Source organism: Paraburkholderia sp. JHI869, from assembly GCF_038900775.1.
GTDB lineage: Bacteria > Pseudomonadota > Gammaproteobacteria > Burkholderiales > Burkholderiaceae > Paraburkholderia.
This window is the reverse complement of the sequence record NZ_JAYMSC010000003.1, coordinates 329,313-341,420: the sequence shown is the minus strand read 5'-3', so window position 1 is coordinate 341,420 and position 12,108 is coordinate 329,313. Positions and strand designations below refer to the sequence as shown.

The 12,108-nt window shown below is 64.8% G+C and carries 11 protein-coding genes; 8 read left to right on the top strand and 3 right to left on the bottom strand.

Annotated features, from left to right (window positions below):
* Positions 1-11 precede the first annotated feature (11 nt).
* From VSR72_RS07965 to VSR72_RS07935, 7 genes are all read left to right on the top strand, one after another.
* Positions 12-881 (top strand): MaoC/PaaZ C-terminal domain-containing protein, encoded by an 870-nt coding sequence (locus VSR72_RS07965; RefSeq protein WP_342951852.1) that lies wholly within the window; start codon positions 12-14, stop codon positions 879-881.
* A gap of 32 nt (positions 882-913) precedes the next feature.
* Positions 914-1,702: a citryl-CoA lyase gene (locus VSR72_RS07960; RefSeq protein ID WP_342951851.1), complete on the top strand. Its 789-nt coding sequence runs from the start codon at positions 914-916 to the stop codon at positions 1,700-1,702.
* Between the two features lie 158 nt (positions 1,703-1,860).
* Positions 1,861-2,706 (top strand): MaoC family dehydratase N-terminal domain-containing protein, encoded by an 846-nt coding sequence (locus tag VSR72_RS07955; protein ID WP_342951850.1) that lies wholly within the window; start codon positions 1,861-1,863, stop codon positions 2,704-2,706.
* Positions 2,707-2,744: 38 nt separating this feature from the next.
* A complete protein-coding gene (locus tag VSR72_RS07950) occupies positions 2,745-3,908 on the top strand; it encodes an acyl-CoA dehydrogenase family protein (protein ID WP_342951849.1) in 1,164 nt (387 codons plus the stop codon).
* Positions 3,909-3,923: 15 nt separating this feature from the next.
* A complete protein-coding gene (locus VSR72_RS07945) occupies positions 3,924-5,102 on the top strand; it encodes a CaiB/BaiF CoA-transferase family protein (RefSeq protein WP_342951848.1) in 1,179 nt (392 codons plus the stop codon).
* A 45-nt stretch (positions 5,103-5,147) separates the two neighbouring features.
* Positions 5,148-6,527, top strand: a complete 1,380-nt coding sequence (locus VSR72_RS07940) for an MmgE/PrpD family protein (RefSeq protein ID WP_342951847.1) — start codon at positions 5,148-5,150, stop codon at positions 6,525-6,527.
* Positions 6,524-7,327, top strand: coding sequence for a CoA ester lyase (locus VSR72_RS07935; RefSeq protein WP_342951846.1), 804 nt, complete (start codon positions 6,524-6,526; stop codon positions 7,325-7,327). The genes VSR72_RS07940 and VSR72_RS07935 overlap by 4 nt, the downstream gene beginning before the upstream one ends.
* An 86-nt stretch (positions 7,328-7,413) precedes the next feature.
* On the opposite strand, the gene VSR72_RS07930 is transcribed toward VSR72_RS07935, so the two are convergent.
* From VSR72_RS07930 to VSR72_RS07920, 3 genes are all read right to left on the bottom strand, one after another.
* Entirely contained in the window at positions 7,414-8,349 is a 936-nt protein-coding gene (locus VSR72_RS07930) for an FAD-binding protein (protein ID WP_342952036.1), read from the bottom strand.
* A 24-nt stretch (positions 8,350-8,373) separates the two neighbouring features.
* Complete coding sequence (locus VSR72_RS07925) at positions 8,374-9,123, bottom strand: electron transfer flavoprotein subunit beta/FixA family protein (RefSeq protein ID WP_342951845.1); 750 nt, start codon at positions 9,121-9,123, stop codon at positions 8,374-8,376.
* A gap of 224 nt (positions 9,124-9,347) precedes the next feature.
* The gene (locus VSR72_RS07920; RefSeq protein WP_342951844.1) at positions 9,348-10,340 is read right to left on the bottom strand and encodes a ferritin-like domain-containing protein; all 993 of its coding nucleotides are present in this window, start codon (positions 10,338-10,340) and stop codon (positions 9,348-9,350) included.
* A gap of 453 nt (positions 10,341-10,793) precedes the next feature.
* Here VSR72_RS07920 and wecB point away from each other — a divergent pair, with 453 nt between their 5' ends.
* Positions 10,794-12,023 carry a UDP-N-acetylglucosamine 2-epimerase (non-hydrolyzing) gene (gene wecB, locus VSR72_RS07915; protein ID WP_342952035.1) on the top strand — a complete coding sequence of 410 codons (1,230 nt, stop codon included), beginning with the start codon at positions 10,794-10,796 and terminating at the stop codon, positions 12,021-12,023.
* Positions 12,024-12,108 lie beyond the last annotated feature (85 nt).

The following is a 12,108-nucleotide window of genomic DNA, read 5'->3' as shown; positions in this document are numbered from 1 at the left end:
CACACACCGCCATGACGATCGACTATCACACCCTGCGCAACTGGCCGTTCGAGGACGTCGAGCAGACCTATACCGCGCGCGACGCGATGCTCTACAGCCTCGCCGTGGGCTACGGCGCGAATCCCATTGATTCGGACGACCTGGCATTCGTCTACGAAAAAGCGCTGCGCGTGCCGCCGACGCTGGCCGTCGTGCTCGGCTTTCCCGGCTTCTGGGCGCGCGACCCGCGCTCGGGCATCGACTGGGTACGGCTATTGCACGGTGAGCAGAGCCTCGTGATGCACAAGCCGTTGCCGTCCGCCGCAACCGTGATCGGCCGCTCGCGCATCACGCGCGTGGTCGACAAAGGCGCAGGCAAGGGCGCGCTGCTCGAAATCCAGCGTAGCATTACGGACAAGGCAAGCGGCGAGCGATATGCGACCGTCACGCAACTCACTTTCTGCCGCGGCGACGGCGGCTTCAGCGCGGACAGCGGCTTGAGCGATGAAGCGCCCGCGCCGCCGCCGCCGATGCCCGAGCGCGCGCCCGATCACCATTGCGATCTGCCTACGCGCCCGGAAACGGCGCTGATCTATCGCCTGTGCGGCGACGACAACGCGTTGCATGCCGACCCGCAGGTCGCGCGCGCGGCGGGCTTCGAGCGGCCCATCCTGCACGGTCTCGCCACGTGGGGCGTAGCCGCGCACGCCGTGCTCAAGACGTCGTGCGCAAGTGATCCGCACCGCCTCGCGGCGTTTCACGCGCGCTTTACCGCGCCGGTCTATCCGGGCGAGACGATCCGCACCGAGATGTGGCGCGACGGCAACGAGGTGAGCTTTCGCGCGCGCGTGCTGGAACGCGACGTGCTCGTCCTCAACCATGGCCGCGCGCAACTGCGCTGAACGCTATTCTGTATAACGAAGGAATCAAGACTATGGCCCGTCAACCGAAACCGCTCGTACGCTCCGATATCGCTTACAGCACGCCAGATCGTATCGTCGTGCGCGGCAAGAGCCTGCCCGACGAAGTGCTCGGCCACATGAATCTCGGCGATTTCGCGTTTCTGCAACTCACGGGCAAGGCCGCGACGCCGCAGCAGTCTGCGATGTTCAACGCCATCGTCATCACGCTCGTCGAGCATGGGATGACGCCGAGCGCCATCGCCGCGCGCATGACGTACGCGGGCGCGCCCGAGTCGCTGCAGGCGGCCGTCGCAGCAGGGCTATGCGGGCTTGGCTCGGTGTTCGTCGGCAGCATGGAGGGCGCTTGCCGCATGCTCTCCGAAACGCTGCCTTATGACGGCCACTGCGACGACCTCGAAAAGCTCGCCGTGGATACCGTTGCCGCATGGCGCGCCCGCGGCACGCCCATTCCGGGGCTCGGTCATCCGCTGCACAAACCCATCGATCCCCGCACGCCGCGCCTTTTTGAACTGGCGGCGCAAAACGGCATGTCGGGGCGCTACGTGAAGCTCATGCAGTTGATCGGCGCCGAGGCGGAGCGTGCGTCGGGCAAGGCACTGCCGATCAATGCCACGGGCGCAATCGGTGCGATCTGCTGCGAATTCGGTTTTCCCTGGCGCATCGTGCGCGGCTTTGGCGTGATGGCGCGCGCGATTGGCCTCGTGGGTCATCTGCTCGAAGAAGGCGAGCGCCCCATGTCGTTCGAGTTGTGGCAGCGTGTGGAAGACGAAGCCTCAGCGCATCTGCGCGGAGAAGTGTGAGGCCTGCACGCGGTCTGCGTTGAAAGCCGCGTGCAAGTATTGCGCACCAATGGTCGGGGGATTAACGAAAGCGAAAGGGCTGATTCGGCAAAGGCAACTTCGCGAAACGGCACGGGCCGTTCATAGTATGGCAACCAGTCTCGCAACGGAGAAACGCCATGCCGGAATCGCAAACGCCATCGCTCAGCGCGTGGCTCGACAAGACCGAAACGCTCACCGACGACATCACCGCGTTTCCGCTGCGCGCGCTCGCCGCCACGCTCGACCGCGAGGCGCCCGCTAGCGCTGTGCCGCCGCTGTGGCACTGGCTCTATTTTCTGCCCGTCTCCCCGCTTGCGGAAGCAGGCCCCGATGGACACCCGAAGCGCGGCGGCTTCCTCCCGCCGGTTGAGCTGCCGCGCCGCATGTGGGCAGGCGGGCGCCTGACCTTTCACGCGCCGCTGCACGCGGGCAGCGAGGCCGCGCGCACTTCCACCATCGCGAACATCGAGGACAAGACCGGCCGCAGCGGCCGCCTCGTGTTCGTGACCGTGCAGCATCGCTACGAGAGCGACGGGGCGCTGTGCATCGAGGAAGAGCACGACATCGTCTATCGCGACGCGCCGCAGCCCGGTGCGAGTGCGCCCAAGCCGGTCGCGGCGCCGCAAGGGGAAACGTGGTCGCGCACGCTCACCGCGAGCGCGCTCATGCTGTTCCGCTATTCCGCGCTGACCTTCAACGGCCATCGCATTCACTACGACTTCCCGTACGTCACGCAGGAAGAGGGTTATCCGGGTCTCGTCGTGCACGGCCCGCTCATCGCGACACTGCTGCTCGACCTCGTACACCGCGAGCGGCCCGACGCCACCATCGCGACGTACGCGTTTCGCGCGGTACGGCCCACGTTCGCAGGCAACGCGTTCACGCTGTGCGGCAAGCTCGCCGACGACGGGCGCTCGGTCGAACTCTGGGCGAAAGACCACGACGGCTATCTGACGATGCAGGCCACCGCCACGCTGGCCTGAAGGGCAGCACGAACATTCATAGCAACTTCATATCGATCATGCAAACCACGCAACAAGATTCGTTTCAGGACATCCGCGAAGCCGTACGCGATCTGTGCCAGCAGTTCTCCGGCGAATATTTCCGCAAGATCGACGAGGCGCGCGGCTATCCCGAGGAATTCGTCGATGCGCTCACGAAAGCCGGCTGGCTCGCAGCGCTCATTCCTCAGGAGTACGGCGGATCGGGATTGGGCCTGACCGAAGCTTCGGTCATCATGGAAGAGATCAACCGGTCGGGCGGCAACTCGGGCGTTTGCCACGGCCAGATGTACAACATGGGCACGCTGCTGCGCCACGGCTCCGCCGAGCAGAAGCGCAAATACCTGCCGAAGATCGCGAGCGGCGAACTGCGCCTGCAGTCGATGGGCGTGACCGAGCCCACCACCGGCACCGACACCACGAAGATCAAGACCACGGCGGTGCGCAAGGGCGACCGCTACGTGATCAATGGGCAAAAGGTGTGGATTTCGCGCGTGCAGCATTCGGACCTCATGATCCTGCTTGCGCGCACCACGCCGCTCGCCGACGTGAAGAAGAAGTCCGAAGGCATGTCGATCTTCGTGGTTGACCTGCGCGAGGCGATCGGCCACGGCCTCACCGTGCAGCCGATTCTCAACATGGTCAATCACGAGACCAACGAACTCTTCTTCGACAACCTCGAGATTCCGGCGGAAAACCTGATTGGCGAGGAGGGGATGGGCTTCAAGTACATCCTCGACGGCCTGAACGCCGAGCGCACGCTCATTGCGGCCGAATGTATCGGCGACGGCTACTGGTTCATCGACAAGGTGAGCGCCTATGCGAAGGAGCGCATCGTGTTCGGGCGGCCCATCGGGCAGAACCAGGGCGTGCAGTTTCCCATCGCGCGCGCGTTCGTCAACGTCGAAGCCGCGAGCCTGATGCGATTCGAGGCCGCGCGCCGCTTCGACGCGCACGAGGCCTGCGGTGCGCAGGCCAACATGGCGAAACTGCTCGCGGCCGACGCCTCGTGGGAAGCCGCGAATGCCTGCCTGCAATTCCACGGCGGCTTTGGCTTCGCCTGCGAGTACGATGTGGAGCGCAAGTTCCGCGAGACGCGCCTCTATCAGGTCGCGCCGATCTCGACGAACCTGATCCTCTCGTACGTGGCGGAGCATGTGCTCGGCCTGCCGCGTTCGTTCTGACCGGAGGCGCGCGCCATGAGACCTCTCGACGGAATCAAGGTCGTCACGCTCGAACACGCGATTGCAGCCCCTTTTTGCACGCGCCAGCTTGCCGATCTCGGCGCGCGCGTCATCAAGATCGAGCGGCCCGGCGTGGGCGACTTCGCGCGCGGCTATGACGAGCGCGTGCATGGACTCGCTTCACACTTCGTGTGGACGAACCGCTCGAAGGAGAGCCTCTCGCTCGACGTGAAGCACAAGGAGGCCGCGCCGATCCTGGACGCGCTGCTCGCCGACGCCGACGTGCTCGTGCAGAATCTCGCGCCAGGCGCTGCGGCGCGGCTCGGGCTCAGTTACGAGGCGCTCAGCGAGCGTTACCCGAAACTGATCGTGTGCGATATCTCCGGTTACGGCGACGACGGTCCCTACCGCGAGCGCAAGGCCTACGATCTGTTGATCCAGAGCGAGTCGGGCTTTCTCTCCATAACGGGGTCGCCCGGCGAACCCGCGAAGGCGGGTTGCTCGATCGCGGACATCGCCGCGGGCATGTACGCCTATTCGAACATCCTGAGCGCGTTGCTCATGCGCGGGCGTACCGGGCGCGGCTGCCGTATCGACGTTTCGATGCTGGAGAGCATGGTGGAGTGGATGGGCTATCCGCTTTACTACGCGATCGAGGGGCAAACGCCGCCGCCGCTCGCAGGCGCCTCGCACGCGACGATCTATCCGTATGGGCCGTTTCCAGCGGGCGACGGTAAGTCGGTCATGCTCGGCCTGCAGAACGATCGCGAATGGAAACTCTTTTGCGAGCAGGTGCTGTCGCAGCCCGAGTTGGCCACCGACGAACGCTTTGCCGCGAACTCCCAGCGTTCCGCGCGCCGTGTGGAATTGCGCGAGCTGATCGTCGAGGCGTTCTCGAAGCTGAGCGCGGCCCAGGTCATCGAACGGCTCGACCGCGCCGGCATCGCCAACGCCCAGATGAACACGATGGCCGATGTGTGGGCGCATCCGCAACTGCAGGCGCGTGAGCGTTGGCGCGAGGTGCAGACTTCGGTGGGAACCGTTCCGGCGCTGCTGCCGCCAGGCGCGCCTGGCGCGTTCGATGCACGCATGGACGCGGTGCCATCACTCGGTCAGCATACCGAATCAATTCTGCAAGAGCTTGGCTTCGACGCGGCGCGCATCGATGCGCTGCGGGAGTCCGGCGCAATCTGACCGCGCTCGGCCCATCGCAACCCGACTTCACTGAACACCGCTGCCATGACAGATCATTCCAGCCGCGCACTCGCGGCCTTCGCCTCGCAACTGCGCTTCGACTCGATCCCGGCTCACGTGGTCGAGCGCACCGTCAATCTTTACGTGGACTGGCTCGGCTCCGCGCTGGGCGGCAAGGGCGCGCGTCCCGTCGAAACGATTGCGCGCTTCGCCCGCGCAGCGCGCGGCGCGCCCGACGCGCAGAGCCCGTGCGATATCGTCATCGACCGCACACGCGCCACGGCGTATTTCGCCGCCATGATCAACGGCGCCGCTTCGCATTTCGTCGAACAGGACGACGTGCACAACGGCTCGGTGCTGCATCCGGCCACCGTTGTGTTTCCGGTGACGCTTGCGCTCGCGCAGGCGCTGGGCGCCTCGGGGAAGGAGTTCATCGCGGCTTCGGTGGCGGGCTACGAAGTGGGCATACGTGTGGGCGAATTCATGGGTCGTTCGCACTACAAGATATTTCACACCACCGGCACCGTGGGCACGGTCGCGGCTGCGGCCGCCGCGGGCCGTCTGCTGAAGCTCACGCCCGAGCAGATGCTCGATGCGTTCGGTTCGGCAGGCACGCAGGCGAGCGGGTTGTGGGAGTTCCTGCGCGACGCGGCCGATTCGAAGCAACTGCACACGGCGATGGCGGCGGCGAACGGCCTGATGGCGGCCCAGCTCGCGGCGGATGGCTTTCGCGGCGCGCAGCGCATTCTCGAAGGCGCACAGGGTATGGCGGCGGGCATGTCGAGCGACGCCGATCCCGCAAAGCTGGGCGATCGCCTGGGCGAGCGTTGGGCCACGGTCGAAACGTCGTTCAAGTATCACGCGGCATGCCGGCACACGCATCCCGCCGCCGATGCGCTGCTCTCCGTGATCGAAGCGCACCGCCTGAATCCCGACGACATTGCGGGCGTGACGGCGCATGTGCATCAGGGTGCGATCGACGTGCTTGGCAGCGTGGTCGTGCCGAGCACCGTGCACCAGGCGAAATTCAACATGGGGACCGTGCTGGGCCTCGTCGCCTATCGCGGCTATGCCGGTGTGAACGAGTTCGAGCGCGATTATTCTGCGGACGAGATCGCTGCGTTTCGCGAACGCGTGGCGATGGCGCTCGATGAGGAGGTTGACCGCGCGTATCCCGCGCGCTGGATCGGCAAGGTGACGGTCACGACGCGCGACGGCCGCACGTTGCAAGGCCGCGTGGACGAGCCCAAGGGCGACCCCGGCAATACGCTCTCGCGCGAGGAGATCGCAGCGAAGTTCGTGCGCCTCGCGGCATTTTCGGGCGCGGCGAGCGAGAGCGGCGCGCAGCGCCTGCTCGACGCGGCGTGGGGCATTGCCGAGGCGCAGCGCGTCGGCACGCTGTTCGGCGACGGAGCGCCCGCATGAGCACGGCGCTGTCCCGTTCGTATCTGTTCGTGCCGGGCAACCGTCCTGAGCGCTTCGAGAAGGCTCGCAGCGCAGGTGCCGACGCCGTGATCGTCGATCTCGAAGATGCGGTGCCGCTGGCGGAGAAGGGCGCGGCGCGCGACGCCGTGTTCGCGGCGCTGGACGCTGCGCGCCCCGTGTGGGTGCGCGTGAACGGTACCGACACGCCCTGGTTCGCCGATGACGCCGCCGCGCTCTCGAGACATGCGGGCGTGGCGGGCATCATGCTGCCGAAGGCGGAAAGCGCGGAACAGGTTGCGGCCGTGCGCTCAGGCGCACACGGCGCGCTGCAGGTGTTGCCGATCGTCGAGACTGCGCGCGGCATCGCGGGCCTGAATGCGCTGTGTGGCGCGCAAGGTGTGCTGCGCGTGGCGTTCGGCACGCTCGACTTTCAGGTTGACATGGGCATCGACGGCGACGGCGAAGAACTCGACGCGTTTCGTTCGCAGATCGTGCTGGCCTCGCGGCTCGCGGGTATTGCTGCGCCCGTGGACGGCGTCTCAACGGTTTTCGACGATGCAGACGGGCTTGAGCGTGAAGCTAGGCGCGGGCGGCGATTCGGCTACGGCGGCAAGCTCTGCATTCATCCGAAGCAGATCGAGCCCGTGCATCGCGCGTACGCGTGGAGCGAGGCGGAACGCGCGTGGGCGCGACGCGTGCTAGATGCGGTGCAGGCGAGCGGCGGCGCGACTGTGGCGCTGGACGGCAAGATGGTGGACATGCCGGTTATCCTCAAGGCGCAGCGGATTTTGGGTGTTTGAACGCTTGTCGATGAATCGGAAGTAACGAAGGCGCCTTTGTTTCCACAAAGGCGCCTTTCGCTTTTGCTGCTGGCTTGGGGCCGGTATTAGCCGATTGCGCCGGCGAGTTCGGGCACGGCCGTGAACAGATCGCCCACGAGGCCATAATCGGCCACGCTGAAGATTGGCGCTTCTTCGTCCTTGTTGATGGCGACGATGACCTTCGAGTCCTTCATGCCTGCGAGGTGCTGGATCGCGCCGGAGATCCCTACCGCGACATACAGTTGCGGCGCGACGATCTTGCCGGTCTGGCCGACCTGATAGTCGTTCGGCACGAAGCCCGCGTCCACGGCTGCGCGCGATGCGCCGAGTGCGGCGTTGAGCTTGTCGGCGAGCGGTTCGAGAACCTTCGTGTAATTCTCGCCGCTGCCTAGACCGCGGCCACCGGAGACGATGATCTTCGCGCTCGTGAGTTCCGGACGATCGAGCTTCGTGACTTCGCGGCTCACGAATTGCGTGAGGCCGCTGTCTGCTGCGGCTTCGATCTTCTCGATTGCTGCGCTGCCGCCTACGGCCGCGACTGGATCGAACGCCGTCGTGCGCACAGTGATGACCTTGATCGCGTCTTGAGATTGCACCGACGCGATGGCATTGCCCGCGTAGATCGGACGCTCGAACGTGTCGGCGCTGTGCACGGCGGTGATGTCACTGATCTGCGCGACGTCGAGCTTCGCTGCAACGCGCGGCGTGACGTTCTTGCCCGATGCCGTTGCGGGAGCCAGGATGTGCGAGTAGTGATTCGCAATGCTGAGGATCGTTGCTTCGATGTTTTCCGCGAGACCTTGCTCGAGTTGCGGCGCATCGGCGAGCAGCACCTTCGCAACGCCTGCGATCTTCGCGGCAGCGTCCGCTGCGGCTTGCGCGTCGTGGCCCGCGATCAGCACATGCACGTCGCCGCCGATCTTCTGTGCCGCTGCAACCGTGTTCAGCGTCGCGGCCTTGATCGCGTGATTGTCGTGTTCAGCTATTACCAGATTCACCAGATTCGTCATTTTCAAATCGCTCCCTTACAGCACCTTGGCTTCGGTTTTCAGCTTCTCGATCAGCGCCGCAACGTCTGGCACCTTCACGCCTGCGCTGCGCTTAGGCGGCTCCGCGACCTTGAGCGTCTTCAAACGCGGCGCGACATCGACACCCAGAGCCGAAGGCTGGATTGTCTCCAGCGGCTTCTTCTTCGCCTTCATGATGTTCGGCAGCGTGACGTAGCGCGGCTCGTTCAGGCGCAGGTCCGTCGTCACCACAGCGGGCAGCTTGAGAGAGAGCGTTTCTGCACCGCCGTCCACTTCGCGCGACACCGTGGCTTTACCATCGGCGACAACGATTTTCGACGCGAACGTCGCCTGCGGCAGATTTGCGAGTGCCGCAAGCATCTGGCCAGTCTGATTCGAATCGTCGTCGATGGCCTGTTTGCCGAGGATGATCAGTGACGGCTGTTCCTTGTCGACGAGCGCTTTTAATAGCTTCGCCACCGCGAGCGGTTGCAGTTCGTCATTCGACTCGATCAGCACGGCGCGATCCGCACCGATAGCCAATGCCGTGCGCAGTGTTTCCTGGGCCTGCGAAACACCGCACGAAACGGCGATGACCTCAGTGGCCACGCCCGCTTCCTTCAGGCGTACCGCTTCTTCAACGGCAATTTCATCGAACGGGTTCATCGAAAACTTCACGTTGGCGATATCCACCCCCGTGCCGTCCGACTTCACACGAACCTTTACGTTGTAATCGACCACGCGCTTGACGGGCACCAGAATTTTCAAGCTGTTTCTCCTCGATAGGGGCAATGCTTTCGTCGCTGACGAAGACCTTCGTCACTGTGACAGACGCGTGAGCGGCGTGGAATTCAGCTTTGTGGAAGGCGTTCTTCGAGCGTGCTGAAGCAGCGCCGCGCAGGCTGCATGGGCGCGAAGCGTCGCACGAAAGCCGCGCGCGCCGCAATCGTCCATTCGAACGAAGCGGCGCGCGTGCAATAGTGAGGGGAGTGTCAGCTTTTCTTGTCGCGCGCGAAGCGCAGTGCGAAGCGCACGAGCCGCGGCATGGTTTCCGGGCGCAGCAGACGCTTGTCGTAGCCCGCAAAGCGCCGCTCGTTTTCAGCGAGACACAGGCGCATGAGGTCCGGTACGCTGATGTCCACGTCCGTCACCTGTTGCGCGCCGTTCATCGTGAAGTTGTTGTCGTGCTTGTGCTCGTTGCCTTCGGCATCCATGGCGCGCGCGAGGCCAATGCGTTCCCACGCCAGAAAGGCCCAGACGCCGGCCACTTTGATTTCGAACCGGATGCGTTGCCACCAGGAGAGGCCGGCGCGGTGCCAGGCCACCCAGTTCGCGAACAGCAGGATATGGCGGCATTCTTCCTGCATGACGGGCTCGAACGTGTCGATGAGTTCCGGCGGGAAAAGCCCCGAGCGATGCGCCACCTCGAAGAGGCCGAACGCGAAGAAACTGTCCACGCACTCGCTATAGCCGGTGACAAGGTAGGCCCATTCGGCGTCCTTGGGGTAGACGTAGGGCGGCTCGCTCGCGAGCTTGATGCCGTACGCCGCCACCATGCGCGAGAGCACTTCCTTGTGGCGGTTTTCCTCCCACGCGTTGAGCGCGAGCGCGTCGCGCATCACCGCGTCGTCGAGCGAGGCGGCATAGGCGGCCATGCGCAGGCGCGCGCGGCCTTCCGTTTGCACGGCGATGTCCCAGATGGGCAGATCGGTCACACGCTTGAGCGCTGCGGGTTCGAGCTGCGGCCAGTCGAGCACCGATGGCCGGTAAGGATTGAAGGTCTCGCGGAACATCCGGCACATTTCGTCGCGATGAACGTCGGTGCCGGGTGTGATCGCGCCGGTGACACGGCTTGTCCAGTGGCGCGTGTTGCGTTCGGCCGCGTCGAGCGTCTCGCGGTCCGGTCGCTCGAGCGGTAACGCTGGCGCATTGAAGCCGGGAATCATTTGCGACGCATCGAAGGCGTCCAGTATCAGGTCGTCCATCTCGCTGTTGTTTTGCTGGTGGGGGTGCAGCCATGCGTGCACGCCGTGATGCATAAGAGATTGCAGTCGTCGCACGAGCTTACTTCGAACCCGCGCAAAACGCGACGAGTGTGACGTTTTATTGAATCGTTAGCTATCGTTCATGCTCTGCGCATGAAAAATAACGCGACGTCGATCGATGAAGTCTGTCTTGTATGACGTAATAATCGCTCGGTCCATATCGAATCGTTGAACAATCGCGCCGTGAGCCACGGAGCATGAGCATTGGGGCGCGGCACGAATACGCGCAATGGTCTAATTAAGCAGGTAGAGTACTGCTGCACGGCCACATCGCCGCCTTGATACAGGCGGCGCAACAGAGGACCGGCGGCAACGGCATGAAGACAGTCGGTAAAAGGGGGCGTCGCAAGCGGGCAACGCCGCGGCGCCTGGACACTCCAGCTAACCGGAAACCTGCCTGTGCGCATTCTGTCGATATTCGGTACGCGGCCCGAAGCCATCAAGATGGCGCCGCTCGTCAAACGTCTTGAAGCACAACCCGGCGTGCAGTCCATTGTCTGCGTGACGGGGCAACATCAGACCATGCTGCAGCAGGTCCTCGATCTGTTCGGCATCGTGCCGGCCCACAATCTCGGAGCGATGACGGCGAACCAGACGCTCAACGGTCTCGCCGGGCGCCTGTTCGCCGGGCTCGACGACGTGCTCGCGGCCGAGCAGCCCGAGCGTGTGCTCGTGCACGGCGACACTCTTACAAGCATGGCGGGTGCCATAGCCGCCTTTCATCGGCGCATACCGGTCGGGCACGTGGAGGCCGGGCTGCGCACCGGCAATCTGTTCGAGCCGTGGCCCGAGGAAATGAACCGGCGCGTGGTGGACGTGGTGAGCGATCTGCTCTTCGCGCCCACGGCAAGCTCGCGGGCGAACCTCGAAGCGGAGGCCTTGGCCGGGCGCGTGGTCGTGACGGGCAACACCGTGATCGACGCGCTGCACCTCATGTGCGAGCGGCTCGACAATGACGCTGCGCTGCGCGAGCGTCTCGATGCGCAGTTTCCGTTTCTCGAACCTGCGGAGACCGGCCGCCCGTTGCTGCTCGTCACCGGCCACCGGCGCGAGAGCTTCGGCGAGGGCTTCGAGCATATCTGCGCGGCGCTCGCCTCGCTCGCGCATTCCGGCAAGATGCAGATCGTCTATCCCGTGCATCTGAATCCCAATGTGCGTGGCCCGGTGCTCGCCACGCTCGGCAACGCGCCCAACGTTCACCTCACCGATCCGCTCGACTACCCCGAGTTCGTGCGTCTCATGCAGCGCGCTTCGATCGTGTTGACCGATTCGGGCGGCGTGCAGGAAGAGGCGCCCGCGCTCGGCAAGCCTGTGCTCGTGATGCGCGACGTGACCGAACGGCCCGAGGCGCTCGCCGCGGGCACCGTGAAGCTCATCGGCACCGACCGTACGGCGATCGTGCGCGCGGTGCTCGAACTCGTCGAGAACGAGGACGAGCGGCGCGCCTATGCGAGGCGCGTCAATCCCTACGGCGACGGGCACGCATCGGAGCGCATCGTCGCGGCGCTCACCGGCAAGCCGTTCGAACCTTTCCCTAGCCGTGAGTTGCCTGGCTACCGGCATCCGGTGGTCGCCATGCGGCCTGAGCCCAGCGAAGCGGACGAGGCCGACGCGGCGTCTTGACGGCGGCGCTGTGCCACCGTATCAGTTACATCGCAGTGCCAGGCAATCAGGATATTCCAAAGGCGGGAAGGCAAGAACCGCCACG